Here is a 26,618-nt window from a genome sequence, read left to right on the forward strand (position 1 = left end):
TCGCGAATGCAGTGTGTCAGCCAGGCATTTATTCACTGACACACCGCATTCGCGAGCAAGCCCGCTCCCACAGGGAATTTGTTTCACTTGGCTTGGATAGCTTCGAAACCTCGCTGCCCAGGCTCACGGCGAATCATCCGCTTCATCTTCCACTCAAACGCCAGCGTCAGGCTCACCGCCGCGCAGGCCAGGCCGAGGGCCAGGCCCCACCAGACGCCGGTCGGGCCCCAGCCCAGGTGGAAGGCCATCCACCAGGCTGACGGAGCGCCGATCAGCCAGTAGCAACCCAGGCCCACCAGAAAGGTCGTCTTGGCGTCCTTGAGTCCACGGATGCAGCCCATGGCAATGGTCTGCGTGCCGTCGAAGAGTTCGAACCAGGCCGCCACCGCCAACAGGCTCACCGCCAGATTGATCACGTCGCGAAACGCGGGATCGTTGTGGTCGAGGAACAAGCCGATCAATGGGTGCGGCAACAACCAGAACACCATGGCAAACGCCAGCATCGCAGCCGCGCCAAAGCCGATTCCGACCCGACCGGCCAGGCGCGCCATGGGCAACTGCCCGGCGCCATAGTGCTGGCCGATGCGCATGGTGATGGCGTAGGACATTCCAGCCGGGACCATGAACGCCACCGAGACGATTTGCAGGGCGATCTGGTGCGCCGCCAAAGGCGTGCTGCCCATGGTGCCCATGCACAGCGCGGCGAACGCGAACAAGCCGACTTCCACCGCATACGTGCCGCCAATCGGCAGGCCCAGGCGCCAGAGTTCCTTGAGGTACTGGCGGTTGGGGCGCGACAGGCCATCCAGCAATGGATAGGCCCGGTAGGCCGGATGCCGATGGATATGCCAGGCCAACGCCAGGGCCATGCAATTGGCGACGATGGCCGTGACCAGGCCGATCCCCATCAAGCCGAGCTTCGGCAGGCCGAACATGCCAGTGATCAGCGCGTAATTGAGCAGGAAGTTGGCTACCGTGCCGCCGAGGCTGATCACCATCACCGGGGTGGCGCGGCCAATGGCACTGGTGAAGCCGCGCAGGGCCATGAAACTCAAGTAGCCGGGCAGGGCGAACGGCAGCGCCACCAGGAACTGGCCGGCGGACACCACGTTAGTCTCGGTCTGGCCGAACAGCAGCAAGACCGGCTTGAGGTTCCACATCAATAGCCCGGCCACCAACGCCATGAGCCACGCCAGCCAGAGCCCGGCCTGGGTCAGCCGGGTGGCGCCTTCAACGTCGCCGGCCCCCTGACGGATCGCCACCAGGGTGCCCACCGCTGCGATCACGCCGATGCAGAAAATCGACACGAACGAATAGGTGGCAGCCCCAAGCCCGCCGCCGGCCAAGGCTTCGGGGCTCAGGCGCGCCATCATCACGGTGTCAGTGAGCACCATCAGCATGTGCGCCAGCTGCGAGGCAATCAACGGCCCCGCCAGCCGCAGGATGGCCCAGAGTTCGGTACGCACAGGATGCTGCATGATCATCACGCTCCATGTTCAAGCAAGGCAGTAAAGCGATGATTCTCGGCGCTCTTGGCGGTTTGCACAAAAGGATAAAAAACATTGCTGGCATGATTAAAACTCATGCTGGCGAGCTTTCTGATAGGGTTGCCCAAACGCCATAGGAGCTTTGCAAATGTCTCGTCGTCTCCCTCCTCTGTATGCGCTGCGGGCATTCGAAGCGGCGGCGCGATACAGCTCGTTTACCCGTGCGGCCGAGGAGCTGTCGATTACCCAGAGCGCGGTCAGCCGGCACATTCGTACGCTGGAAGATCACTTCGCCTGTCGGCTGTTCCAGCGCAGCGGCCGCAACCTGCAACTGACCGAAGCGGCGCGCTTGTTGTTGCCGGGCGTGCGCGAGGGTTTCATGGCCCTGGAGCGCGCCTGTCATACCTTGCATGGCGAGGACGGGATCCTGCGCATGAAAGCGCCGTCGACCCTGACCATGCGTTGGTTGCTGGCGCGTCTGAGTCGCTTCCGGCATTTGCAACCGGGCAACGAAGTGCAACTGACCAGCGCCTGGATGGACATCGATTCGGTGGACTTCAACGTCGAGCCCTTCGATTGCGCGGTGTTGCTGGGCAACGGGCATTTCCCCGCCGACTGGGAGACCAGCCTGTTGTTTCCCGAGGAACTGATCCCGGTGGGCGCGCCGAACCTGTTGAACGACCAGCCCTGGGATGTGGCGCGGTTGGCCAGCGCCGAGCTGCTGCATCCCACGCCGGATCGCCGGGACTGGCGCAACTGGCTCCAGCGCATGGGGCTGGCGGACAAGATCTCGCTCAAGGGCGGGCAGGTGTTCGATACCCTGGAGCTGGGCATGATCGCGGCGGCCCGTGGCTACGGCGTGTCCATGGGGGACTTGCTGATGGTGGCGGAAGATGTCGCACAGGGGCGCTTGAGCCTGCCATGGCCGACTGCCGTCGCCAGCGGTGAGCATTATTACCTGGTCTGGCCGAAAACCCGGCCCGGAGGCGAACGCCTGCGCCGGCTCAGCGATTTCCTCCAGAGCGAGGTGAAGGCCATGCAGCTGCCGGATGTGCACCGCCTGGGCTGAATCGTTGAAATACGGATGGTGGCCACTTGGCGTTAATCCTCGCAAGCCACTCAAGTATTCGGCCTCGCTGCCGAATCCGTGAACATAGAACCTTCGTTCAGAAAGGGCTAAACACACCTTACCCTTGAATAAAATGCCGAGCGTGCGACGTGATCAGGATGATCCAGTCTCTCGGCCAGGAGCCGTCATGTCTCAACCCCGTGCCCGGATCGCCTCACAGCTAGGCCTTGCCCTCGCCGTGATATTGGCGATCGTGATCTCCGGCAGTACCGTCTTCGCCCTGCGTTCGCTGGACGCCGCCAACCTCGCCACCCGTGAAGAACACCTGGCCAGCGAAGCGCGGCTGATGGCCGATCAGCTCAATACCTTCCACAGCACCTTGCGCGAGAGCACTCAGCGGTTGGCGGGGCTGTTCGAAAAGCGCTTCAGCGCGGGCCTGAGCGTGCATCCGGACCAGCCGGTGGCGGTGGCGGGCGTACAAACCCCTGGCTTGAGCCTGGGCAGCGAAGTGTTGAATAACAATTTCAAGGAAGTCGATGACTTCAAAGTGATGACCGCCGGGGTTGCCACGGTATTCGTGCGCAGTGGCGACGATTTCATCCGCGTCAGTACTTCAGTCAGCAAGCAGGACGGCACACGGGCCATCGGTACCGTGCTTGACCGCGCCGGCCCGGCCTACGGTCCGGTGATGAGCGGGCAGAGCTACATCGGGCGGGCCCTGCTTTTCGGGCGCTTCTACATGTCGCAGTACACGCCGGTACGCGACAGCAGCGGCAAGATCATTGCCGTGTTGTATGTAGGCTTCGACTATACCGATGCGCAGAACGCGCAATTCGAGAACCTCAAGCGCTTCCGCATCGGCCAGACCGGTTCGCTGGCCCTGCTGGACGAACAAAACAAGTGGCTGGTGCCGCCAGCCGGCGTGCAGGCGCTGGACCAGGCGAGTGCAACCATTGTCGGGCTGGTCAAGAAACCGGGCAAGGGTGCGTTCTGGACTGATACCGCCGAGGATTTCTACAGCGTTGCCGTGCCGTTCGAGGGCGGACCGTGGGCGGTGGTGGCGAGCATGCCAAAAACCGAGATTCGCGCCGTGACCTGGAGCGTCGGTACACAATTGGCCATCGGCAGTCTGTTGGCGATGCTGCTGGCGGTCGGTTCGGCAATGTGGCTGTTGCGTAGCAAATTGGCGCCGCTGGGGGATCTGGTGCGTCAGGCCGAAGCGTTGGGCGCCGGCGACCTGAGCGTGCGCCTGAACGTGTCGAGTCATGACGAAATCGGCCAGTTGGCCCGGGCCTTCAACCAGATGAGCCAGGCGTTGTCGACGATGGTCGAGCACATCCGCAAGGCCTCCCTGGAGGTCAACAGTCGCGCCCAAGCCCTGTCCGGGTTGTCCAGCGGTGCGTATGAAGGAATGGAGCAGCAGTCCGGCGAAATCACCAGCATGGCCGGTGCGGTGGAAGAATTCAGCGCCACGTCGCTGAACATTGCCGACAACATGGGCAACACCGAGCGCCTGGCCCAGGAAAACGCCCAGCAAACGCGCATCGGTCGGACCTCGATGGATGAGGCGTCATCGTCCCTGGAACAGATTGCTGGTGCGCTGAACAGCACTGCCCAGGTCATCAACACCTTGGGCCAGCGCTCCCAGGAAATCGGTGGCATCGTCGGCGTGATCACCTCCATCGCCGAGCAAACCAACCTGCTGGCCTTGAACGCCGCCATCGAAGCCGCCCGCGCCGGTGAGCAGGGGCGCGGTTTCGCCGTGGTGGCCGACGAAGTCCGCAGCCTGGCATCCCGCACCCGTCAGGCCACTGACGAAATTTCCGGCATGATCAACAGCATCCAGCAGGAAACGGGCAATGCCATCAGCACGATGGAGCAAGGCAACCTGTTGATGCAGGAAGGCCTGTCGCGCAACGCCAACGTGGCCTCGGCCCTGGCACGCATCGACGAGCAGAGCCGTTCGGCGGGCCAGCAATTCGCGGCGATCACCACCGCCACCCAGGAGCAAAGCAGCACCGCGACCTTGCTCAGCAGCAATTTGCAGAGTATTGCCATGGCCAACAGCGAACAGCGTCAGGTGGTCTCGAACCTGGCGGTCACCGCCAAGGAACTGGAAAAATTGGCCCAGGACCTGCGCCAAGAGGTTGATCGGTTCCGTTAACGCATTCTGCGACCCCTCGCGAGTAGGCCCACCACAGGTTCTTAGTGGTGAGTCTGGAACCTGAAAGCGCCTCCTCATCCCTGTGGGAGCGGGCTTGCTCGCGTAGATGGCTGCACAGCCAACCTCACCGCCAACAGGCCCACCGCTTTCGCGAGCAAGCCCGCTCCCACAATGTATTGACCTGCCCGTCGCTTTTTTTAGGAAATTTGCAGTTTTTAAGCTTGCTGAAACGTTTCTTCAAGTCTATAAAAACCGCACAACTCCAATAAAAGGCCCCGTTCATGACTCCGCTCAAACTACTCATCACCCTTGGCGCCCTGGGCGCTGCGTCCCATGCCATGGCCTGGGATTACGTCCTGCTCGACACCGATAAAGCGGCGCAGCCCTGGCAAATCACCAGCCAGCAACTCGGCGCGAAAACCGACAAACCCTTTTCCGTGACGATGCGCACCCTGCACGGTGGCCGGCAGGAGGGCGTCAGCGTCGTCGACATCGACAACGGCACCATGAAGCTTTCCGTTGTTCCGACCCGCGGCATGAATGTGCTGCAGGCATCGGTCGGCAGTGTCCGGATGGGTTGGGACTCGCCGGTCAAGGAAGTGGTCAATCCCGCCTTCATCGAGCTCAACGGGCGCGGTGGGTTGGGCTGGCTTGAAGGCTTCAACGAATTGGTCACTCGCTGCGGCTACGAATGGGTCGGCCACCCCGGCATGGATAACGGCGAACTGCTGACTCTGCACGGTCGTGCGGCCAACATCCCGGCCAACAAGGTCACTTTGCACATCGATGAAAAGCCTCCCTACGCCATCACCCTGCGGGGCGAGCTGAAGGAACAGGCGTTCAAGAAAGTCGATTTCTCGGTACAGACCGAGCTGGTCACCGAGCCGGGCAGCACAACGTTCGCCCTCAGCGATACGCTGACCAATAACGGCGATTATCCGAAGGAATACCAAGCCCTTTATCACAGCAACTTCAGCACGCCATTCCTGGAGCAGGGCGCTCGTTTTGCGGCGCCGGTCAAGCAGGTCTCGCCGTTCAACGACAAGGCGAAGGGAGAGCTGGCGGACTGGCAAACCTATCGGGCGCCCACCAAGGACTACGACGAAACGGTCTACAACGTAGTGCCCTATGCCGACGCCAAGGGCGACACGCTTACGGTGCTGCACAACAAGGCGGGCAGTCTCGGTGTCTCGGTGGGCTTCAACACCAGCACGCTCCCCGTGTTTTCCCTGTGGAAAAACACCGATACCCAAGGGCAGGGCTACGTGACCGGGCTGGAGCCAGGCACCAGTTTTTCCTATAACCGCCGGTATCAGCGACCACTGGGCCTGGTGCCTACAATCGGGCCGAAAGAGCACCGGCAGTTCCAGATCCACTACAGCTTGCTGGCGGACAAGGGCGCCGTGGATAAAGCGCTCAAGCGCATCGACGCAATCCAGAACGGTCAGAAAACCGAAGTGCGGGAAACCCCGTTGGCGGACCCGACCAAACCATGATGCGGCTCAGGGGGTAGCGGGTCGATACTGCAGGGCTTCGGCCAGGTGCTCGCGGCGGATCATCACCGCTTGCTCCAGGTCCGCCAGTGTCCGGGCGACCTTGAGTAGGCGGTGAGCGGCACGCAGCGACAGGGTCAAGCGTTCGCAGGCGGTTTCCAACCAGGTTTCGTCAGCTGTGGATAACGTGCAGTGCCGGCGTAAGCCCGGCAGGTCGAGAAACGCATTGGCGCAGCCCTGGCGCTTGTGTTGGCGCTCACGGGCTTGCGCTACGTGCTCGGCCACCGTGGCGGTATCCTCGCCCGTGTCGTTCCTGGGGTTCAGCGCCGTCGCCTCACGGGCAACGGTCAGGTGCAGATCGATCCGGTCCAGCAGCGGGCCGGAGAGTTTGTTGCGATAGCGCTGCACCATGTCCGGCGTGCAGCTGCAGCGGCCACTGGGCTCGCCAAGATATCCACAAGGGCAAGGATTCATCGCCGCCACCAACTGGAACCGTGCCGGAAAACGCACCCGGTCACGGGCGCGAGACACCACGATATGCCCTGACTCCAGTGGCTCTCTCAAGACCTCCAGTACCTTGCGGTCGAATTCCGGCAGTTCATCCAAGAACAGCACGCCGTGGTGGGCGAGGGTGATTTCCCCTGGCTGCGGCTTTGACCCACCGCCCACCAGCGCCGGGCCCGAAGCCGAGTGGTGCGGCTGGCGAAACGGACGTTGCGGCCAGTGGCTCAACGGCACGCAACTGGCGACTGACTGGATCGCTGCGACTTCCAACGCCTCACTTTCGGCCAAGGGCGGCAGCAGCCCCGGAAGGCGGCTTGCCAATAGTGTCTTGCCGGTGCCCGGTGGTCCGCTGAACAACAGGTTGTGCGCCCCCGCGGCGGCAATCAGCAAGGCGCGCTTGGCTGCGGCCTGGCCTTGTACTTCGTTCAGGTCGGGGTAGGGCTTGCTGGCCGAGAGCAGGCCATTGGACACATACGGCTCGACCGGGGTGTGACCATTGAAGTGCGCCACCGCTTCGAGCAGATGATCCACGGCGATTACCTTCAGCCCGGACGCCAGGCAAGCTTCTTCGGCGTTCGCCCTCGGCACCACGAGCATGCGCCCGGCCTTGCGCGCCGCCAGCGCCGCAGGCAGTACCCCGCGTACCGGGCGCACCGCGCCGGATAATGCCAATTCGCCGAGACACTCCACATCGTCCAGCGTCAGGGTCGGCACCTGCACGCTGGCCGACAGGATGCCTAAGGCGATGGCCAGGTCGAATCGGCCGCCATCCTTGGGCAGGTCCGCCGGAGCCAGGTTCAGGGTGATGCGCCGCGCCGGAAAATTCAGGCCCGAATTGATGATCGCACTGCGCACCCGGTCCTTGCTTTCCTTTACCGCCGCTTCCGGCAGGCCGACCATGGTCAGCGACGGCAAGCCATTGGCCAAGTGGACTTCAACGGTAACGGCAGGAGCCTCGACCCCCACTTGGGCGCGGCTGTGGACGATGGCGAGCGACATGAATCGTTCCTTGAGTGAAGAGGACACCGCGTCCTGCGGCTCTGGAAGATTAGTCGTGGGGATGGGCTTGGGCGGGGCAATCGAACAGGGAAATTTTGGCAGGATGTTGCAAGCAGCCGAAAGGATGACGAAAAAAGACCGCCATGAAGGCGGTCATTTTTCGCACGGTGTCGTTGCCCCGGCAGGTATTTATTCGCCGCCGGCCCCAAGTCTGGCTTCAAGCTCGGCGACCTTGGCCTCCAGGCTTTCAAGCCGTGCCCGGGTCCGCGCCAGGACAACCATCTGGCTGTCGAATTCTTCCCGGCTCACCAGGTCCAGCTTGCTGAAGCCGCTTTGCAGCAAGGCCTTGAACTGGCTTTCGATTTCGCTTTTGGGCAGCGGGTTGTCGCCGCTCAGGAGGCGGGAAGCGTGGCCGCTCAGGGCGTCGAGGAGGTCTTTGGGCGCAAGCATGGCAGGTGTCCTGAAAACAATGGCGGGCAGTGTATCACGCAGGGCCTATAGTCAATTCGTGAGCAAGGGATGCACGCTTTTCGCGCACGAGGCCGGGCGTCGTCGCACCGTTGTTGTGCGTATCGCTGCGCTGGATGACGCGGTGCAGCCTGGCTCGCCGGGCAAGAGACTGAAATCAGAGGGTTTGGACACAGATGGCAAGGTTTCTGCTTAGAGCCTGATGACCCATGCACTGAGGCAGTCGTCGAGACGAATGCAGTGCAGCCGGCGGAGCGGGGAGTTTCGTCAGGAGCGGTTAACTGGCGCCGGTCGGGCAACTTGGGCCGACGATGCGTTACAAAGCCAGGCACTGCGCTTAGACTTGAGTCGGGTTTGTTTTCCTGGGGCAAGTCCACCAATTCGGGAGAAAGTTTCATGAAGCTAGTCACTGCCATCATCAAGCCGTTCAAGTTGGACGATGTACGCGAGTCGTTGTCCGAGATCGGCGTGCAGGGCATTACCGTTACCGAGGTCAAAGGCTTTGGTCGGCAGAAAGGTCACACCGAGCTGTATCGCGGCGCGGAGTACGTGGTCGATTTCCTGCCCAAGGTGAAGATCGATGTCGCCATTGACGACAAGGATCTGGACCGCGTGATCGAGGCGATCACCAAGGCCGCCAACACCGGCAAGATTGGTGACGGAAAGATCTTCGTGGTCAATCTGGAACAGGCTATTCGCATCCGTACCGGCGAAACCGATACCGACGCCATCTAAGCCGCCAAACCCAACGCCCCAGGAGAAAACAATATGACTCTGCGTAAATTCGCAGGGCTAGGAGCCCTGTTGTCCTTCGCAATGCCTGGCCTGGCCATGGCGGAAGAAGCGGCAGCCCCAGTCCTGAACTCCGGCGACACCGCCTGGATGCTGACTGCCACGATTCTTGTACTGTTCATGACCATTCCCGGTCTGGCGCTGTTCTACGGCGGCATGGTCCGGTCAAAAAACCTCCTTTCCGTGATGATGCAGTGCTTTGCCATTACCGGTCTGATCAGCGTCCTGTGGGTCATTTATGGCTACAGCATCGCGTTCGACACCACCGGCATGGAGCAGGGCGTCGTCAACTTCAACTCCTTCGTCGGCGGCCTGGGCAAGGCATTCCTGGCGGGCGTTACGCCAGCGAGCCTGACCGGTCCGACGGCGCTGTTCCCGGAAGCGGTGTTCATCACCTTCCAGATGACCTTCGCCATCATCACTCCAGCCCTGATCGTCGGTGCATTTGCCGAGCGGATGAAGTTCTCCGCCATGCTGATCTTCATGGGCGTGTGGTTCACCCTGGTGTATGCGCCAATCGCGCACATGGTCTGGTCCGGTAACGGCGGCCTGTTGTGGGACTGGGGCGTGCTGGACTTCGCTGGCGGCACCGTGGTGCACATCAACGCCGGTATCGCCGGCCTGGTGGCATGCCTGGTACTGGGCAAGCGCAAGGGCTTCCCGACCACGCCAATGGCTCCGCATAACCTGGGTTACACCCTGATGGGCGCGGCCATGCTGTGGGTTGGCTGGTTCGGCTTCAACGCCGGCTCCGCCGTTGCCGCCAACGGCACCGCGGGCATGGCGATGCTGGTGACTCAGATTGCCACCGCTGCCGCGGCGCTGGGCTGGATGTTTGCCGAGTGGATCACCCATGGCAAGCCAAGCGCACTGGGCATTGCCTCGGGCGTTGTGGCGGGCCTGGTAGCGATCACTCCGGCCGCCGGTACCGTGGGCCCGATGGGCGCCTTGGTCATCGGCCTGGCAGCGGGCGTGGTGTGCTTCTTCTGCGCCACCACCCTCAAGCGCAAACTCGGTTATGACGATTCCCTGGACGCCTTTGGCGTGCATGGTATCGGTGGTATCCTCGGCGCAATCCTCACCGGTGTGTTCGCAGCGCCGGCCCTGGGTGGCTTCGGCACCGTGACCGATATCGGCGCGCAAGTGTGGATTCAGTTCAAGGGCGTGGGCTTCACCGTGGTCTACACGGCGATCGTCACCTTCATCATTCTCAAGGTACTGGACGCGGTCATGGGCCTGCGTGTCTCCGAGGAAGAAGAAGCAGTGGGCCTGGACCTGGCCCAACACAACGAGCGCGGCTACAACCTGTAAGCAAGCGCAAAAAAAATGCCCGGTTCGCCGGGCATTTTTTTGCCTGCGATTTGTCATTGCTCACAGGAAGTGCGGGTTTTTCCGACGCCTTTTGTTGTGTATGCGACATGGGTTTTTGAACCGCCAATGGCTTACATGGAGGCAAGAATATTAGGCCCTTTGTTTTTTCCCAGAGCGCGCTAGAATGCGCGCCGAACGTGTGGAGATCTGTATGTGGCAACAGACGCTGATCACCCTGCGGGCAAGGCCCCGGGGCTTTCATCTGGTGACAGACGAACTGCTCGCCGGCCTGCCTGAACTCCAGGCGTGTCGTGTCGGTCTGTTGCATCTGTGGCTGCAGCATACCTCGGCCTCGTTGACCATCAACGAGAACGCTGATCCGGCGGTACGTCGAGACTTCGAACGTTTTTTCAATCGGCTGATCCCACAAGGAACCGCCGGCTATGAGCACAACGACGAAGGCCTGGACGACCTCCCGGCGCACTTCAAGGCCAGCGTGCTCGGTTGCCAGCTCAGCCTGCCGGTTACGGCGGGAAGGCTGGCATTGGGTACCTGGCAAGGTGTTTATCTGGGCGAGCACCGTGATCATGGCGGTGCTCGTAAAGTCCTCGCCACCTTGTACGGTGAAGGGGCATGACCGCTGATTGCCGGCGGATGTTGAATTTTTTCTGGCAGCCTTCGACAGATGGCGAAGCTGGGCTATAACTAATCTGCTTTTCGCAAGTCATGAGGTAGAACATGAGCGACGATGATCTGGAAAACGACGACCTCGAAGTAGGCGATGAAGACGAAGCCGAAGAAGGCTTGGAAGCGGCGGCTGAAGACGTTGCCGACGACGATGGGGCCGATGTACCGGCGCCGACCGCCAAAGGCAAGGCCAAGGCCGCAGTGTCGGTCGACGAGTTGCCGAGCGTAGAGGCCAAGAACAAGGAACGTGATGCGCTTGCCAGGGCCATGGAGGAATTCCTGGCCAAGGGCGGCAAAGTGGTGGAAGTGGAGGCCAACGTGGTCGCCGATCCGCCCAAGAAGCCTGACAACAAGTACGGCAGCCGCCCTATCTGAGTTTCTGCTTCTTGCTTGCTGAAAAAGCCCGCCGTCGCTGCGGGCTTTTTCATGGGCGCAGTCATTGTAGGAGCGGGCTTGCTCGCGAAGGCGACGTTACATTCAACAACTGTGCAAGCTGACCCATCGCTTTCGCGAGCAAGCCCGCTCCCACAGAATTTGCGTCCGGCATAGCGCCGCAGTACACCGCTTAAAAGGGTTCAGGACCGGCTATGCCATCCCGCCAACAATTCGGGCAATTCGGTCAGGCTGCGGATTTCTGCATCCGGCGCGTGCTCGGCATCCCAGGCTTTGCCCGTTGGGTTGAACCACACCGCGCGCAGGCCGGCCTGTTGGGCGCCGGCGATGTCATCGCCTGGGTGATCACCAATGTGCACTGCGGTCTGCGCCGTGGCACCGCCGCGCTGCAAGGCTTCGTGGAACAGCCGGGCGTCAGGCTTGGCGATGCCGATGTCCTCGGCGCACAAAGCGAACTTGAAATAATCCGCCAACCCCAGGCGACGCACGTCGGCGTTGCCATTGGTGACCACCCCGAGGGCGTAACGATTGGCCAGGATCTCCAAGGTGGGCTGCACCTCGGGGAAAATATCCAACTGATGGCGGGCATGCAGGAACGTCTCGAATGCCTGGTCCGCCAGTTCCGATGCCTGCCACTGATCATAGCCGGCCTCCTGCAAGGCACGGAACAGCACCCGCCGGCGCAACGCACTGATGCGGTGCTTCAGCGCGGGTTCTTCGCGTAATACTTGCTCGCGAATCGAAAAAAGATGTTCCACCGGCACGCCGCCCAGGTCAGGTGCGTTGTCGGTCAGCCACTGGCGTAATACGGCTTCGGCGCTGGCGATCACTGGAGCGGTGTCCCACAGGGTGTCGTCCAGGTCGAAAGTGATGAGCTCGATGGTCATGATTCGTCGCCCTTGATGCGTTTGGCCCTGGGATGGGCACTGTCATAGACCGTCGCCAGGTGCTGGAAATCCAAATGGGTGTAGATCTGGGTGGTCTTGATGTCCGAATGGCCGAGCAGCTCCTGGACGGCACGCAGGTCCTGGGAGGACTCCAGCAGGTGGCTGGCAAACGAATGCCTGAGCATGTGCGGGTGCAGGTTCTGGCCCAGCTCCCGTGCGCCGGCGGCCTTGACCCGCAGCTGAATCGCCCGTGGACCGAGGCGTCGGCCCTGCTGGCTGATGAAAACGGCGTCGTCGGCAGGGTTGGCCAGCGCCCGTAGCGGCAGCCAGAGGTCCAGCGCCTCGCGGGCCTTGCGGCCGATGGGCAGCAGGCGTGTCTTGCTGCCCTTGCCGAGCACCTGGACCATGCCGTCGGCCAGGTCCAGTTGATCCAGGTTCAGCCCCGTCAGCTCCGAAAGCCGCAGGCCGGAGGAATAGAACAGTTCGAGAATCGCCTGGTCTCGCCGCGCCAGGAAATCATCCTCGACCGCACCTTCGAGCAATTGCAGCGCACGATCGGTGTCGAGGGTTTTCGGCAGCCGGCGTTCGCCCTTGGGCGGCGCCAGGCCGGTAGCCGGGTCGTGGGTGCAAAGGCCCTCACGGTTGAGGTACTGGTACAAGCCGCGCACCGCCGATAGCAGCCGCGCCAGGCTGCGGGAGGATTGCCCCTGCTGATGCAGGCGTGCGACCAGGCTACGCAAGCGCTGGATGTCCAATGCCGACCAGCTGTCGATGTTCTGCTTCTGGCACCAGTGCAGTACTTTTTCCAGGTCGCGACGATAGGCCGACAACGTGTGGGGCGACACCTGGCGCTCACTGCGCAGGTGCTCGCAGTAGGCGTCCAGCTGTCGTTCCATTGTCAGCGTACCGAGCGCAGCGAACCGGCGACCCGTGGCAGCACGCGGCCGGTGACTTCGGCGATGTAGCTCAAGAACAGCGTGCCCACCGAACTCTTGTAGTGCTGCGGATCGCGGCTGGCGATGGCGAGCACGCCGTGTACGCCTTGATGGGCGATGGCGACGACTGCGGTAGAGCCGATCTGCTGGCGCTGTTCTTCGCCGAACAGGAAGTCCAGCTCATGTTCGCGCAGGCTGCCGCTGACGCTTTTGTTTTCCGTGAGCAGGCCGCCGATGGCCGTCTGGGCTTCGGCGTGGGTCACCCAGCGGCCCACGGGCATGGCGTTGTCGCCGAACAGGATGAGGCTGACAAAAGGCACCTGGAAATCCTGGCGCAGGCTGTCTTCGACACTCATCACCAGATCTTCGAGGGTGCTGGCATCCATCAATGCCAGGATCAAGCGGCGGGTCTTGTCGAAGAGCCGGTCGTTGTCCCGGGCCACGTCCATCAGGTGCGAAAGACGGTGGCGCATTTCGATGTTGCGCTCGCGCAGGATTTTCATCTGGTGTTCCACCAGCGACACGGTGTCCCCGCGTCGATGGGGAATGCGCATGGTCGCCAGCAGTTCTTCATGCTCGACGAAGAAGTCCGGGTGAGCCTCCAGGTAAGCGGCCACGGACGCAGCTTGGGTAAGCTGATCCGTGGATTCGTCGGGCTGCGGGGCTGGAACCTGTGGCTTGTCGGTCATGGGATTGGCTCACTCAAAGACGAACTTGTCCTTCGTATACGCGTACCGCCGGGCCGGTCATCATCACCGGTTGGCCAGGGCCTGCCCATTCGATGGACAAGCGCCCGCCCGGCAGGTCGATCAACAATGGCGAATCCATCCACCCCTGGCTGATCGCGGCGACAGCAGCGGCGCAGGCGCCGGTACCGCAGGCCTGGGTTTCCCCGGCGCCACGTTCCCAGACGCGCAGTTGGGCGCGATGGCGGTCGATGACTTGCAGGAAACCGACGTTCACCCGCGCCGGAAAGCGCGGATGATGCTCGACTTTCGGCCCCAGCTCATGCACCGGGGCACTGTTGATATCGGCCACTCGCAGCACAGCATGGGGATTACCCATGGACACCGCCGCCAGCTCCACCGTGGCGCCGTCCACCTCGACCTGATAACTCAGGGCCTGGGCCGGTGCTTGGAACGGAATATCCGCCGGCACCAGACGCGGGGCACCCATGTTCACGCCGATCTGGCCGTCGCTGCGCACATCCAGTTCGATGATGCCGCTCTTGGTTTCGACGCGAATCTGCCGCTTGGCGGTCAGGCGCTTGTCCAGCACGAAGCGGGCGAAGCAGCGCGCACCGTTGCCGCATTGCTCCACTTCCGAACCGTCGGCGTTGAAGATCCGATAACGGAAATCCACGTCCGGGTTATTGGGCGCCTCGACGATCAGCAACTGGTCGAAACCGATACCGGTGTGCCGATCGCCCCATTGCTTGGCGTGCTTGGGCAGGATGTGCGCGTGCTGGCTGACCAGGTCGAGGACCATGAAGTCATTGCCCAGGCCGTGCATCTTGGTAAAACGCAGCAGCATGGTTTTACTCCGGCAGCAGGCTTTCGCCGGCAAACAACTCGGCTACCGTCTCGCGGCGACGCACTTGGAATGCCTGATCACCGTCCACCAGCACCTCGGCGCAACGGCCACGGGTGTTGTAGTTGGAACTCATGACAAACCCATAGGCACCGGCCGAATGCACGGCCAGCAGATCGCCTTCTTCCAGCGCCAGTTCCCGGCCCTTGGCCAGGAAATCGCCGGTTTCGCAGATCGGTCCGACGATGTCATAGCTGCGGGCAGCGGTATCGCGCGGGCGTACCGCCGTCACGTCCATCCACGCCTGGTACAGCGCCGGGCGGATCAGGTCGTTCATCGCCGCATCGACGATGGCGAAATCCTTGTGCTCGGTGTGCTTGAGGTATTCGACCTGGGTCAGCAGCACGCCGGCGTTGGCCACGATGTAGCGGCCTGGCTCGAACATCAGCGCCAGGTCGCGACCTTCGAGGCGCTCGCGCACGGTCTTGATGTAGTCGGCCACCAGCGGCGGTTCTTCGTCGCGGTAGCGCACGCCGACACCGCCGCCCAGGTCGATGTGCCGCAGGTAGATCCCGCAGTCGCCGAGGCGGTCGACCAGTGCCAGCAGGCGGTCGAGGGCATCGATGAAGGGCTCGAGAGTGGTCAGCTGCGAGCCGATGTGGCAATCGACGCCCAGCACTTCCAGGTTCGGCAGTTGGGCGGCGCGCACGTACACGTCTTCGGCGTCGGCGATGGCGATGCCGAACTTGTTTTCCTTCAGGCCGGTGGAAATGTACGGGTGGGTACCGGCATCGACGTCAGGGTTCACGCGCAGGGAAACCGGTGCACGGACACCCAGCTCGGCGGCAACCACTTGCAGGCGTTCGAGCTCGTCGGTGGATTCGATGTTGAAGCAGTGGACCCCCACTTGCAGGGCGCGACGCATGTCCTCACGGGTCTTGCCGACGCCGGAGAAGACGATTTTGTCGGCGCTGCCCCCGGCGGCCAGGACGCGTTCGAGCTCGCCGCCGGAAACGATGTCGAAACCGGCGCCCAGGCGTGCCAGGACATTGAGCACGCCCAGGTTGGAGTTGGCCTTGACGGCGAAGCACACCAGGTGCGGCATGCCGTCGAGGGCATCGGCGAACGTGCGGTATTGGGCTTCGATGTGTGCACGGGAATAGACGTAGGTCGGCGTGCCGAAACGTTCGGCGATCGCAGACAGGGCAACCCCTTCCGCGAACAGCTCCCCGCCACGGTAGTTAAAAGCGTCCATGGCGTTCCCTTAGTAAGTGGTGTGGGTGTCGTGCGCGTGGGCCTTGGATTGCGACGACTTGGCCTGTTCTTCAGGGGACTTGCTGTCATCCGGCAGGTACAGCGGACCTTTTTGACCACAGGCTGTCACAAGGCAAGCAACCGCGACGAGCGCAGCAAGGGAAGAGATCAGGCGCTTCATGGCGAAATCCTTGAAAATGCGTTAATTGCGCCGGAGTATACCGGCCACCCGGCAGCTTGCCTATGCAACGGGGCTCCCGTCCGGCGGCGCTGGTGTCGTTGATCGGTATATCCTTTGCAATCGTCGGGCGGCGTCCGTATCTTGCGGCGCTTGAGCATGAGCAGACATTTTCGAGGTTGCCACAATGAGTTTGACTGAAGCCCGTTTCCACGATCTGGTCGATGCGACCCAGCAAACGCTGGAAGATGTGTTCGACGACAGCGGCCTGGACATCGACCTGGAAAGCTCCGCCGGTGTGCTGACCGTCAAGTTCGAGAACGGCAGCCAGTTGATCTTCAGTCGCCAGGAGCCGTTGCGGCAATTGTGGCTGGCAGCCGTCTCCGGTGGTTTCCACTTCGACTACGACGAGGAAAGCGAGCGCTGGATGTGCGACAAGAGCGAAGAGCAGTTGGGCGAGATGCTCGAGCGGATCGTCAAGCAGCAGGCGGATGTGGTACTCGATTTCGAAGGCCTGTGACCGCGTGAGCCAGACTGCCCAGGCGCGTCCGCCCAAGCCGCTCTACAGCAATGTCAGCCCGGCCGTGCCGTCACCGTGCACCGGCGTGTGCAAGCTCGATGAGCAAAAGTTCTGCCTCGGCTGTTTCCGTCACGTGGAGGATATCCGCCAGTGGCGCTCGGCCGATGATGAGCGACGGCGGGCCATCTGTGCCGAGGCGGCTCAACGACGATCCTCAGCCTGATCAACGCCACTGTCCGCCTGGGTTGTTTATTTATTGAGCTGTGGTAGTGTCCGGCTATGCCTCAACTCATCGAGGCTGGTGAAAACCCCGTCTTCCTTTGGCGGGGTTTTGCTTTTTTTGTGCAGAAGAAAGGAGTCTGCCTGAATCATGACCGCACCTTCCATCACCCTTACCCGTCTGGACGTACAGCGTCTGGAACGCCTGATCGACAGCCTCGACGAGACGCTGCCGGGCGTGATTGGGCTGCAAACCGAGCTGGATCGCGCCGAGACCCTGGTGGGCCACGATGAAGTGCCCGCCGACGTCGTGACCATGAATTCACGCGTGCACTGCCGCGAAGAAAGCAGTGGCAAGGATTATCACCTGACCCTGGTTTATCCACAGGACGCCAATGCCGACGAAGGCCGGATTTCTATCCTGGCGCCGGTGGGCAGCGCCTTGCTGGGCCTGAAGGTCGGCCAGCACATCGACTGGCCGGCCCCGGGCGGCAAGACGTTGAAACTGACGTTGCTGGACGTTGAATATCAGCCGGAAGCAGGCGGCGATTTCCACCTTTAAGTGTCCGGATATTTCAGACCAGGGCCAGTGCCTCGTTCAGGGCGCGTTCCAGGTCGGCCTTGTAGCGCAGGTACAGATTGCTTGAACAGGCATCGTCGCCCACCAGCCCCGACAGGTCCAGGTCGGTGATATAGCAACGATAGCGCTGGGCTTCGCGGCGCTGTCCGATGATTTCCCTGGCGACCACGCGAAACAGCTGGTCGCCATGCTCCAGTTCGGAAAACTCCTGCTGATCGCAATACAGGGTGACGTGCACTTGACCGTGCGCGGCTTTGCCAATGATCGCCTGCACGTCATAGAACGGATTGTTCACCGGCGTCTGCGGGGCCGACCGTGCTTCGATCCGCCGCGCCCGGCCACTGCCTGAGGGCAGCAACTGGTAGTAGAGCGTTTCCAGGCCCAACGGCTGGGCAACCTCCATCGATAACAGCGCGTCCCGGCGGTACAACAGTGATTGCAGGAAGCGCTGCAACGGCACCAGCAAGCTTTGTTCGTCGTGATAGGGCAGGCGCTGCTGCCATAGAGCGTTGAGCTCATCGAGCACGTACAGATCGGCTTCGTCCTCGTAGACCCGGTAGAACACCTGGATGCACTCGGGCTGGCCCATGGGCAGGATCAACGCCAGGTCGTGGTCGTCCAGGGCCATCGGGTCCAGGTGCAGCGGGCTGTAGGCGGTCGGTTCTTCACCCAGATAATCCGTCAGCGCCGACAGGCTGCCCAGCGCCACGAGATTGACCTGGCCGGGCACCAGCTCCAGCACGTGGTAGTGCTGCTGGACCTGGAGCAGATAACGATAATTGAGCCTGCTCAGTAGCAGGGTCTGCGCCGTTTCGATGACTTCCTCGACGCGCCGCGCGATGAACTGGGCGCGGTTGTGGCAGAAGCAGCGCACCTGCAAACGCGGTTGACGCTGGTCGTTGGGCAGATCGTTGAGGTAATCGCGCAGGCAGTCGAGCAAGGCATGCTCGCCGTCGAAGCGGTTGACCAGCACTTCGTTCCAAGTGTTGAGCGTGACTTGGTCGAGGGTCAGCACCAGGTTCTCCCTGACTCCGGCGTAGCTCAGGGAGTCGGTGCGCTCGGTGGTCATCAGGATATTCAGGTCGCGGTGATGCTTGAGCGGATCAACGCCGACGTTCACCAGGATCAACACTTCGCCGGGTACGCTGGCGCGCAGCAATTGCGCTTCGTCCACCGTGGCCAGGGGCAGGGCGATGGTCTGTTGCAGACTGCCGAGCAGGTTGAACAGCTCGAACTCGCTCAGGTCGCTGTCGCCGGGGTGCAGCGCCAGGCGCGTGCTGCTGTCGATTACGCCGTTGCGATGGCACCAGGTCAGCAGTTCCAGTAATTCACGGCTGCGCTTGATCGGCGCGAAATTTTCCCATTCCAGTGCGTTGAGGCTGCCGTTGTAGAGGCCCCACTGGTTCTGTCCCGGCTCTTTCTTGTTCGGCGACTGGACCAGCGTCAGGGTGTCTTCGGCCAAGTCCGGAGCGATGCCGGGATTGATGAATTCGACCTTGTCGGCCTTGCGCTCGAAGGCTGCATACAGGCGCCGGCCAAGAACGTTGAGGTCGCGCTTGTTGATGACGCTGACGGTTTTTTCAGTGCGGGCGAACTGCGTCAGGAAGCGGTAACTGTGAGTGAGTTCGTTGACCAGCGCGCGCCGTTCGTTGCTGACCTGGCGCACCTTCCACTGGCTGCGGCTGTCCAGCAGCGCCAGTTGCCGCTGGTCCCAGCCCCATTCCCGGGCCAGTCGCTCGAGCAGTACTCGTTGCCAGCCACTGCTGCGTCCCTGGCCTGTGAGCTTGCGATTGACCTTCAAGTACAGCGCCCGGCGAATCAGTTCCAGGCGCTCGGGTTCGCCACGGGTGCTGAGGTATTCCTCGAGGCGGCGGTAAACCACCATGTAGGGGTCGAGTTCTTCCAGGTCCAGGCGGTTGGCGAACACGGCTTGCTTAAAGCGCAGGCTCAGGCAGCGGACGTCGGGATGTTCGCTGGCGTAGACCTCGGTCAGCAGCAGCTTGAGCACTGACTTGTAGGGCGACTCGATGCCTTTGAACAGCTGCCACAGGCCGGCACCAATGAACTCGCCTGGCGGGATATAAGCCAAGTGCCCGAGATCCAGCGTTTCGTCGGCGCGGATGAAGCGCTTGGAAATCAGCGTATGGGTGTACTGCTCATAATTGTCTTCTTCATACACCGGCACCAGCCACCAGATCGGCGTACGCCCGGCCAGCCAGATCGCGGTGCGGTAGAACTCGTCCAGCAACAGGTAATGCTGAGTCGTGCCGCAATCGTCTGAACTGAGTTGGTTATCCCGCTCGCCCCGCACGAAACGCGCCGGATCGATGAGGAAAAAATGAGCTTCGGCGCCCTGGGTCGCGGCCCATGTCTCCAGCAACTGGCATTTTTTGCGCAGCTCGGCCAGTTCGTCATCGCTCAGGTCCGGGCCGTGGCAAACCCACACGTCCATGTCGCTCTGGTCAGCCTGGGCGAGGGTGCCGAGGCTGCCCATCAGGAACAGCCCGAGGATCGGCCGTGGCGGGTTGCTGCCGTGGCGCGGCTTGTAGGAGAACGACCGTGTCAGCCGCTGGGCCTCGGCGAGAACGTTGGCATCGGGCTCGTAGTTGGACAATCCGGCCGGCGTGCTGCCGGAGACGTAGCCGGGCAGTAGCGGATGATTGACGTGAAAGAACAGCGGCAGCAGCGTCAACACGCCTTGCTGGCGAGGCGACAGGCCTTCCAGGGCGCGATCCATCCGGACGGTGTTGAGTTTGAGAAAACGGGCGCGCAGCTGGCTCAGGACCTTGCGGTCGATTCCCTCGTCCAGATCGGGGCGTATTTCATGGTTGCGGGTCATGTCGGCTCAAACCGGCTCGCGGCATCGAACGTGGGAGAACACAGGTGATGGCAGTTTAGCGCCCGGATTGAGGAATTCTTAAGCTGAAAGTAGGAATTTGGCGTCAGATTTTTCTTAGGCAGGCGCCAATGCGCCTGCGGAAATCCCGAGCAAGGAGATTTCCGTGGGCGACAGGGGGATCAAGCGGCTTCTTGGACGCTGAGTATGGTCAGAACGGTTTGTATGTTTTGCGCCGCATCGCGTCCCAGGCTGGTCAGATAACCACCATCGGGTTGGCTGATCAGTTCTTTTTCGTACAGGCGTTGGGCGGCGGCAATGACTTTAGGGGCAGCGGTCTGATGAATTTTCAGGCCTTCCTGGGAACTGTCCAGGTTGAAGAGTGCAAGGATTTCCAGTTCGGCAACCAGCTCAGGGGTAAGCGACATAAGGACTCCAGACTTTCTAGGAATTTGGACGACAGCGTCACTAAGGTGAGCGTAGTCGGGCGGGCTGTCCAGTGTCAGTGTCATGCTTTTTTGCTTTTGGGTGACCGCAGGAGCCATTTATCGTGGCGAGGGAGCTTGCTCCCGCTGGGCCGCGAAGCGGCCCCAAAAGCTTTGCGACTGCTGCGCAGCCGAGCGGGAGCGTGCGCCCACGAAGTCTGCGGAGTTATTTCTTTTCCGGCGGTAACTCAGGTAGCGCGCGCAATGCGGCTTCGTACCACTCGGTATTGAAAGGGCGGTCTTCTTCCAAGATCGCGTCGATCTCCACCGCCAGCACATGGGCCATCAGGTTGAGAATCTCGTCGCGCTCATAACCCACCAGGGTCAATTTGTTGAACGTGGCTTTCGCCGCTGGCGGGTTGTCACTTTCGATCTGGTTTTCGATGGCTTGGATCAGGGTGTTCTCGACGAATTCTTCCTCGTCGCTGTCGATGTCGGTTGGCTCGCTCATGGCAGGCTCCTTGAATGAAGGCCGCCAGTTTACCTGCATTGCGCGGCGTGATGCGCCTGGCGAGAAGTGCCTGGGCAGTCTATAACGCTAGGCTGCCCACCCCGCACGGCCTGGAGGCTTTGTAATGCTTGAGCTTTATGGTTTCTCCGTCAGTAATTATTACAACATGGTCAAGTTGGCGCTGCTGGAGAAGGGCTTGCCCTTCGAAGAAGTGTTGTTCTACCCCAGCCAGACTCCCGAAGCCCTGGCCGTCAGCCCGCGCGGCAAGGTGCCGGTGCTGAAAACCGAGCAAGGGTTCATCAACGAAACCAGCGTGATCCTTGAATACATCGAGCAAACCCAACCTGGCAAAGCCTTGCTGCCCAGTGACCCGTTCGAGCGTGCCCAGGTATTGGCCTTGTGCAGAGAGATCGAGTTGTACATCGAGCTGCCGGGGCGAGCCTGCTACGGCGAAGCGTTTTTCGGCATGACGGTACCCGATGCCATCAAGGAAAAGACCCGGGCCGAATTGCTCCTGGGGTTCGCTTCGCTCGGCAGGCACGGCAAATTCTCGCCCTACGTGGCGGGCGATAGCATGAGCCTGGCCGATCTGTATTTTCTCTACAGCTTATCGCTGGCCCTGCAGGTGGGCAGGAAGCTGTTCGATATCGACCTGTTGGCAGACATGCCGGCGGCCAAGGCGCTGATGGAGCGGATGGAGCAGAACCCGCATGTGCAGCGGATCGCGGCGGATCGAGACGCGGCGATGCCGGCGTTTTTGGCGATGATCGCTGCCAAGAAGTGAAGTGTTGAGGTGATCTCAGGATCGCCTTCGCGAGCAAGCTCGCTCCCACATTGGATCCCCAGTGAACACAATTCTTGTGAACATATAGAGATCTACTGTGGAAGCGAGCTTGCTCGCGAAGCTTTTGGCTTTTAGCGGCTGGCCAGCAACGCCTGGCCGCGCACCACGGCCGCCTTGACTTGAGCCGGCGCGGTACCGCCGATGTGGTCGCGGGCATTGACCGAGCCTTCCAAGGTCAATACTGCAAACACGTCCTGCTCGATCTGGTCGCTGAACTGGCGCAGCTCGTCCAGGCTCATTTCCGCCAGGTCCTTGCCGCTGTCCACGCCGTATTTCACGGCATGGCCAACGATTTCATGGCAGTCACGGAACGGCAGGCCGCGGCGTACCAGATAGTCGGCCAGGTCGGTGGCGGTGGAGAAGCCGCGCAGGGCCGCTTCACGCATTACCGCGTGCTTGGGCTTGATGGCGGGGATCATGTCGGCAAAGGCCCGCAGCGAATCGCGCAAGGTGTCGGCCGCGTCGAACAATGGCTCTTTGTCTTCCTGGTTATCCTTGTTGTAGGCCAGCGGTTGGCCTTTCATCAGGGTCAGCAGGCCCATCAGCGCACCAAACACCCGGCCGCTCTTGCCCCGGACCAGTTCCGGCACGTCGGGGTTTTTCTTTTGCGGCATGATCGAGCTGCCGGTGCAGAAGCGGTCTGGCAGGTCAATGAACTGGAACTGCGCGCTCGTCCACAGCACCAGCTCTTCGGAGAACCGCGACAGGTGCATCATCGCGATGCTGGCGGCGGAGCAGAATTCGATGGCGAAATCGCGGTCCGAGACGTTATCCAGCGAGTTGCCGCCCACCGCGTCGAAACCCAGCAACTGGGCAGTGTATTCACGGTCGATCGGGTACGTGGTACCGGCCAGCGCGGCGCTGCCCAGGGGCATGCGGTTGGTGCGTTTGCGGCAGTCGACCAGGCGCTCGTAGTCGCGGCTGAGCATTTCGAACCAGGCCAGCATGTGATGCCCGAACGTTACGGGTTGAGCGGTCTGCAGGTGCGTGAACCCCGGCATGATGCTCCCGGCCTCACGCTCGGCCTGCTCCAGCAAGCCTTTTTGCAAGCGGGTGATCTCGGCCAGGATCAGGTCGATTTCATCGCGCAGCCACAGGCGGATGTCGGTCGCGACCTGGTCGTTACGGCTGCGGCCTGTGTGCAGTTTCTTGCCGGTCACGCCGATGCGATCGGTCAGGCGCGCCTCGATGTTCATGTGCACGTCTTCGAGGTCGACGCGCCAGTCGAACTGGCCGGCCTCGATTTCAGCCTGGATGGTCTTCAGGCCGTCGATGATGCTGTCACGTTCGGCATCGGTCAGTACGCCGACCTTGGCCAGCATCGTGGCGTGGGCGATCGAACCCATGATGTCGTGGCGATACAGGCGCTGGTCAAAGTTGACGGAGGCGGTGAAGCGGGCGACGAAGGCGTCGACGGGTTCACTGAAGCGGCCGCCCCAGGACTGATTGGTCTTGTCAGTGCTCATGAATTCGCTCGTGATCGGCTGTGGAAAAAGTAGCGGTTAAAGGCTGCGGCGGATGATAGCAGGGTTGCCAGGGCTGGCGCTGGCACTGGTCGGCAGGTTTTTCGATGTAAGCCGGGCGTTACAGCGGGATTTTTCGTACAACGATATTTTTCGATTGAGCAATATCGTCTTGGCAACCGTCTACAGTGGACGGTAGGACTTTTGCTTTTTCCATCCATGGCGCACCGGACGAATAAAAGAAGGGGGAGCTCATATTGATCAGATCGAGAGTTAACAATCCCTACGGCGACGCCGTGCGACAACGGGCCTCGAGCATCGGTCGGCAAGCGCTGGTAAAGATAGACAACCGCTTCGCGGCACTTTTTGGCCCTCGAACGAGTCTTAGCGTGGATCGCGGTGACGGATGTCACTTCCCCTTACTACGCTATCCTTGTGCGAGACTCACGCAGGAATCCAGCGCAATATGAATGTCCTGATCGTTGATGACGAACCACTGGCCCGCGAGCGCCTGAGCCGAATGGTTGGCGAGCTCGAGGGTTACAGTGTCCTGGAGCCGAGCGCCACCAATGGCGAAGAGGCATTGGCCCTTATTGACAGCCACAAACCGGATATCGTGCTGCTCGACATTCGCATGCCTGGCCTGGACGGTCTGCAGGTCGCGGCGAAGTTGTGTGAACGCGAGTCGCCGCCCGCCGTGGTGTTCTGTACCACCCGGGATGATTTTCCACCCGAGGTGTTGCAGGCTGGCGCCGTCGGCTACCTGGTCAAACCGGTGGCAGCCGAGGCGTTGGTCGAAGCCTTGCGCAAGGCTGAGCGGCCCAACCGGGTGCAACTGGCCGCGCTGACGCGCCCAGCGGCCGAAAGCGGCAGCGGCCCGCGCAGCCATATCAGTGCGCGCACCCGAAAAGGCATCGAGCTGATCCCGTTGAACCAGGTGGTCTATTTCATTGCCGACCACAAATACGTGACCCTGCGCCATGAGAGTGGCGAGGTGCTGTTGGACGAACCGCTCAAGGCTCTTGAAGACGAGTTCGGCGAACGCTTCGTGCGCATCCACCGCAATGCCCTGGTGGCCCGCGAGCGTATCGAGCGCCTGCAACGCACGCCCCTTGGGCATTTCCAGTTATTTCTCAAGGGCCTTAATGGCGACGCGCTGATCGTCAGTCGGCGGCACGTGGCCGGCGTGCGCAAGATGATGCAGCAACTTTAACCCGGCGTTGCGAGATTCAGCGCGCCATTTGCAAAGGCGATGGCGGCCAGGGAGGGCATGGGGTCGTGATTCAAGTCAAAGCGGTTTTGACTGAGCTGTTATTATCCGCCGTATCTTTTAAGTACGGATTGATCCATGTCCCCTCGCGAGATCCGCATTGCCACTCGTAAAAGTGCCCTGGCCCTGTGGCAGGCCGAATACGTCAAAGCCCGTCTGGAAGCCGCCCATGCCGGCCTCGTCGTGACGCTGGTGCCCATGGTCAGTCGCGGCGACAAGCTGCTGGACTCGCCCCTGTCGAAAATCGGCGGCAAGGGTCTGTTCGTCAAGGAGCTGGAAACCGCGTTGCTGGACAACGAAGCCGACATCGCCGTGCATTCCATGAAAGACGTGCCGATGGACTTTCCCGAAGGCCTGGGCCTGTTTTGCATCTGTGAGCGGGAAGATCCGCGAGATGCGTTCGTTTCCAACACCTTTCCCAGCCTTGAAGCGCTGCCGGCCGGCAGTGTGGTCGGCACTTCCAGTCTGCGTCGCCAGGCCCAGTTGCTGACGCGCCGTCCGGATTTGCAGATCCGCTTCCTTCGCGGCAACGTCAACACGCGCCTGGCCAAGCTCGACGCCGGCGAATATGACGCGATTATCCTCGCCGCCGCCGGCCTGATCCGCCTGGGCTTCGAAGACCGCATCACCTCGGCCATCAGTGTCGACGACAGTCTGCCGGCCGGCGGGCAAGGCGCCGTGGGCATCGAGTGTCGCAGTGCTGACAGCGACATCCAGGCCCTGCTGGCGCCGCTGCATCACAAAGACACCGCCACGCGGGTGTTCGCCGAGCGCGCCCTCAACAAACATCTCAACGGCGGCTGCCAAGTCCCGATCGCCTGCTACGCGGTGCTGGAAGACGACCACGTCTGGTTGCGCGGGCTGGTAGGCGATCCGAGCGGTGGCCGGTTGCTCAGTGCCCAGGCCCGGGCGCCGCGTAGCGATGCCGAGGCGTTGGGCGTGCGGGTGGCCGAGGATCTGTTGAGCCAGGGCGCCGATGACATCCTCAAGAAAGTCTACGGCGAGGCTGGCCACGCGTGACGGGCTGGCGACTGCTGCTCACCCGGCCGGCGGATGAGTCCTCGGCCCTGGCGGCTGTCCTGGCCGAGGCGGGTGTCTTCAGCAGCAGCCTGCCGTTATTGGATATCGCGCCGCTGCCCCTGGGCGATGCCGAGCGGACGATCCTCCAGCAGTTGGACCAATATTGTGCCGTGATCGTCGTCAGCAAGCCTGCGGCACGTTTGTGCGTGGAGCTGCTGCGCCAATATTGGCCCCAACCTCCAGATCAGCCATGGTTCAGCGTCGGGGCCGCCACCGGTGAAATCCTGGCCGGTGCCGGCCTCACGGTGTTCTACCCCGAGAGCGGCGACGACAGCGAAGCCTTGCTCGAACTCCCTGCGTTGCGCCAGGCTGTCACACGGCCCGAACCACGGATCCTGATCGTGCGGGGCGAGGGTGGACGCGGCTTGCTCGCAGAGCGTTTGCGCGAGCAAGGTGCTAGGGTCGATTATCTGGAATTGTACCGTCGCGGCCTGCCGCATTACCGCGAAGGCGAATTGCCGGCGCGGGTTGAAGCGGAACGCTTGAACGCGCTGGTGGTCAGCAGTGGGCAGAGCTTCGAGCATCTGCAGCGGCTGGCGGGCGATGCGTGGCCGACGCTGGCGCAGTTGCCGTTGTTTGTTCCAAGCCCAAGGGTTGCCGAGATGGCGCGTGCCGCTGGGGCCCGAACAGTTGTGGATTGCCGTGGCGCCAACGCCGCGGCTTTGCTGGCGGCGTTACGGGAACAGTCCGTGCCGTTTTCTAATGCAAAGGATGGATAC

26 protein-coding genes and 2 pseudogenes are annotated in these 26,618 nt (G+C 61.9%); 15 read left to right on the top strand and 13 right to left on the bottom strand.

The features are described 5' to 3' along the window. Window positions 1-83 precede the first annotated feature (83 nt). The gene (locus AD663_RS01055) at window positions 84-1,478 is read right to left on the bottom strand and encodes a NorM family multidrug efflux MATE transporter (RefSeq protein ID WP_053213255.1); all 1,395 of its coding nucleotides are present in this window, start codon (window positions 1,476-1,478) and stop codon (window positions 84-86) included. Between the two features lie 157 nt (window positions 1,479-1,635). Here AD663_RS01055 and AD663_RS01060 point away from each other — a divergent pair, with 157 nt between their 5' ends. From AD663_RS01060 to AD663_RS01070, 4 genes and pseudogenes are all read left to right on the top strand, one after another. Next, window positions 1,636-2,556, top strand: coding sequence for a LysR substrate-binding domain-containing protein (locus AD663_RS01060; RefSeq protein ID WP_053213119.1), 921 nt, complete (start codon window positions 1,636-1,638; stop codon window positions 2,554-2,556). A gap of 346 nt (window positions 2,557-2,902) precedes the next feature. After that, window positions 2,903-3,817, top strand: a pseudogene (locus AD663_RS29530) (Cache 3/Cache 2 fusion domain-containing protein); the annotation flags it as partial. Between the two features lie 180 nt (window positions 3,818-3,997). Beyond that, complete coding sequence (locus tag AD663_RS29535; RefSeq protein ID WP_371261145.1) at window positions 3,998-4,720, top strand: methyl-accepting chemotaxis protein; 723 nt, start codon at window positions 3,998-4,000, stop codon at window positions 4,718-4,720. A 281-nt stretch (window positions 4,721-5,001) separates the two neighbouring features. Then, window positions 5,002-6,216, top strand: a complete 1,215-nt coding sequence (locus tag AD663_RS01070) for an aldose 1-epimerase family protein (RefSeq protein ID WP_003177297.1) — start codon at window positions 5,002-5,004, stop codon at window positions 6,214-6,216. Between the two features lie 6 nt (window positions 6,217-6,222). On the opposite strand, the gene AD663_RS01075 is transcribed toward AD663_RS01070, so the two are convergent. Next, window positions 6,223-7,716 (bottom strand): YifB family Mg chelatase-like AAA ATPase, encoded by a 1,494-nt coding sequence (locus tag AD663_RS01075; RefSeq protein WP_003177298.1) that lies wholly within the window; start codon window positions 7,714-7,716, stop codon window positions 6,223-6,225. Between the two features lie 189 nt (window positions 7,717-7,905). Next, complete coding sequence (locus AD663_RS01080; protein WP_003177299.1) at window positions 7,906-8,166, bottom strand: accessory factor UbiK family protein; 261 nt, start codon at window positions 8,164-8,166, stop codon at window positions 7,906-7,908. Window positions 8,167-8,580: 414 nt separating this feature from the next. Between AD663_RS01080 and glnK the strand changes: the two genes are divergently transcribed. From glnK to sutA, 4 genes are all read left to right on the top strand, one after another. Beyond that, window positions 8,581-8,919: a P-II family nitrogen regulator gene (gene glnK / locus AD663_RS01085; protein ID WP_002555808.1), complete on the top strand. Its 339-nt coding sequence runs from the start codon at window positions 8,581-8,583 to the stop codon at window positions 8,917-8,919. Window positions 8,920-8,952: 33 nt separating this feature from the next. Continuing rightward, a complete protein-coding gene (locus AD663_RS01090) occupies window positions 8,953-10,287 on the top strand; it encodes an ammonium transporter (RefSeq protein ID WP_003177300.1) in 1,335 nt (444 codons plus the stop codon). 211 nt (window positions 10,288-10,498) lie between these two features. Next, window positions 10,499-10,924: a secondary thiamine-phosphate synthase enzyme YjbQ gene (locus AD663_RS01095; protein WP_003177301.1), complete on the top strand. Its 426-nt coding sequence runs from the start codon at window positions 10,499-10,501 to the stop codon at window positions 10,922-10,924. Window positions 10,925-11,025: 101 nt separating this feature from the next. Beyond that, complete coding sequence (gene sutA / locus AD663_RS01100) at window positions 11,026-11,349, top strand: transcriptional regulator SutA (protein ID WP_003177303.1); 324 nt, start codon at window positions 11,026-11,028, stop codon at window positions 11,347-11,349. A 200-nt stretch (window positions 11,350-11,549) separates the two neighbouring features. On the opposite strand, the gene AD663_RS01105 is transcribed toward sutA, so the two are convergent. The 6 genes from AD663_RS01105 to AD663_RS28035 are packed head-to-tail and all read right to left on the bottom strand — an operon-like array spanning window position 11,550 to window position 16,154. Then, window positions 11,550-12,254, bottom strand: coding sequence for an HAD family hydrolase (locus AD663_RS01105; RefSeq protein ID WP_053213120.1), 705 nt, complete (start codon window positions 12,252-12,254; stop codon window positions 11,550-11,552). Continuing rightward, a complete protein-coding gene (gene xerC / locus AD663_RS01110; RefSeq protein ID WP_003177306.1) occupies window positions 12,251-13,150 on the bottom strand; it encodes a tyrosine recombinase XerC in 900 nt (299 codons plus the stop codon). The genes AD663_RS01105 and xerC overlap by 4 nt, the downstream gene beginning before the upstream one ends. Window positions 13,151-13,152: 2 nt before the next feature. Beyond that, window positions 13,153-13,878: a DUF484 family protein gene (locus tag AD663_RS01115; protein ID WP_003177307.1), complete on the bottom strand. Its 726-nt coding sequence runs from the start codon at window positions 13,876-13,878 to the stop codon at window positions 13,153-13,155. A gap of 13 nt (window positions 13,879-13,891) precedes the next feature. Beyond that, window positions 13,892-14,722 carry a diaminopimelate epimerase gene (dapF, locus tag AD663_RS01120; RefSeq protein ID WP_053213121.1) on the bottom strand — a complete coding sequence of 277 codons (831 nt, stop codon included), beginning with the start codon at window positions 14,720-14,722 and terminating at the stop codon, window positions 13,892-13,894. Between the two features lie 4 nt (window positions 14,723-14,726). After that, a complete protein-coding gene (lysA, locus tag AD663_RS01125) occupies window positions 14,727-15,974 on the bottom strand; it encodes a diaminopimelate decarboxylase (protein ID WP_053213122.1) in 1,248 nt (415 codons plus the stop codon). A gap of 9 nt (window positions 15,975-15,983) precedes the next feature. Further along, window positions 15,984-16,154, bottom strand: coding sequence for a lipoprotein (locus tag AD663_RS28035; RefSeq protein WP_003177310.1), 171 nt, complete (start codon window positions 16,152-16,154; stop codon window positions 15,984-15,986). Between the two features lie 184 nt (window positions 16,155-16,338). Here AD663_RS28035 and cyaY point away from each other — a divergent pair, with 184 nt between their 5' ends. The 3 genes from cyaY to rnk all read left to right on the top strand — a co-directional run bounded on the left by cyaY (window position 16,339) and on the right by rnk (window position 17,452). Then, window positions 16,339-16,671 carry an iron donor protein CyaY gene (cyaY, locus tag AD663_RS01130; protein ID WP_003177311.1) on the top strand — a complete coding sequence of 111 codons (333 nt, stop codon included), beginning with the start codon at window positions 16,339-16,341 and terminating at the stop codon, window positions 16,669-16,671. Window positions 16,672-16,675: 4 nt separating this feature from the next. Further along, a complete protein-coding gene (locus AD663_RS28045) occupies window positions 16,676-16,894 on the top strand; it encodes a DUF1289 domain-containing protein (protein WP_083455083.1) in 219 nt (72 codons plus the stop codon). Window positions 16,895-17,041: 147 nt separating this feature from the next. Beyond that, window positions 17,042-17,452, top strand: a complete 411-nt coding sequence (gene rnk, locus AD663_RS01135) for a nucleoside diphosphate kinase regulator (RefSeq protein ID WP_053213123.1) — start codon at window positions 17,042-17,044, stop codon at window positions 17,450-17,452. A gap of 13 nt (window positions 17,453-17,465) precedes the next feature. Here the strand turns inward: rnk and AD663_RS01140 are convergent, their stop codons facing one another. The 3 genes from AD663_RS01140 to AD663_RS01150 all read right to left on the bottom strand — a co-directional run bounded on the left by AD663_RS01140 (window position 17,466) and on the right by AD663_RS01150 (window position 21,242). Then, entirely contained in the window at window positions 17,466-20,309 is a 2,844-nt protein-coding gene (locus AD663_RS01140) for a class I adenylate cyclase (protein WP_053213124.1), read from the bottom strand. 179 nt (window positions 20,310-20,488) lie between these two features. Next, window positions 20,489-20,734 carry a TIGR02647 family protein gene (locus AD663_RS01145; protein ID WP_053213125.1) on the bottom strand — a complete coding sequence of 82 codons (246 nt, stop codon included), beginning with the start codon at window positions 20,732-20,734 and terminating at the stop codon, window positions 20,489-20,491. 223 nt (window positions 20,735-20,957) lie between these two features. After that, complete coding sequence (locus AD663_RS01150) at window positions 20,958-21,242, bottom strand: hypothetical protein (RefSeq protein ID WP_053213126.1); 285 nt, start codon at window positions 21,240-21,242, stop codon at window positions 20,958-20,960. Between the two features lie 124 nt (window positions 21,243-21,366). Here AD663_RS01150 and AD663_RS01155 point away from each other — a divergent pair, with 124 nt between their 5' ends. Continuing rightward, window positions 21,367-22,026, top strand: coding sequence for a glutathione S-transferase family protein (locus tag AD663_RS01155; protein WP_003177317.1), 660 nt, complete (start codon window positions 21,367-21,369; stop codon window positions 22,024-22,026). Between the two features lie 131 nt (window positions 22,027-22,157). Here AD663_RS01155 and argH read toward each other — a convergent pair whose 3' ends face one another. Continuing rightward, window positions 22,158-23,552 (bottom strand): argininosuccinate lyase, encoded by a 1,395-nt coding sequence (gene argH, locus AD663_RS01160; protein WP_003177318.1) that lies wholly within the window; start codon window positions 23,550-23,552, stop codon window positions 22,158-22,160. A gap of 463 nt (window positions 23,553-24,015) precedes the next feature. Here argH and AD663_RS01165 point away from each other — a divergent pair, with 463 nt between their 5' ends. The 3 genes and pseudogenes from AD663_RS01165 to AD663_RS29210 all read left to right on the top strand — a co-directional run. Further along, window positions 24,016-24,762 carry a LytTR family DNA-binding domain-containing protein gene (locus AD663_RS01165; RefSeq protein WP_003177320.1) on the top strand — a complete coding sequence of 249 codons (747 nt, stop codon included), beginning with the start codon at window positions 24,016-24,018 and terminating at the stop codon, window positions 24,760-24,762. 135 nt (window positions 24,763-24,897) lie between these two features. Then, window positions 24,898-25,839 carry a hydroxymethylbilane synthase gene (gene hemC / locus AD663_RS01170; protein WP_003177321.1) on the top strand — a complete coding sequence of 314 codons (942 nt, stop codon included), beginning with the start codon at window positions 24,898-24,900 and terminating at the stop codon, window positions 25,837-25,839. After that, a pseudogene (locus AD663_RS29210) lies at window positions 25,836-26,582 on the top strand (uroporphyrinogen-III synthase); the annotation flags it as partial. The gene hemC and the pseudogene AD663_RS29210, both read left to right, overlap by 4 nt. Between the last annotated feature and the right edge of the window lie 36 nt (window positions 26,583-26,618).

Source organism: Pseudomonas sp. Q12-87 (assembly GCF_001269755.1).
Lineage (GTDB): Bacteria > Pseudomonadota > Gammaproteobacteria > Pseudomonadales > Pseudomonadaceae > Aquipseudomonas > Aquipseudomonas fluorescens_S.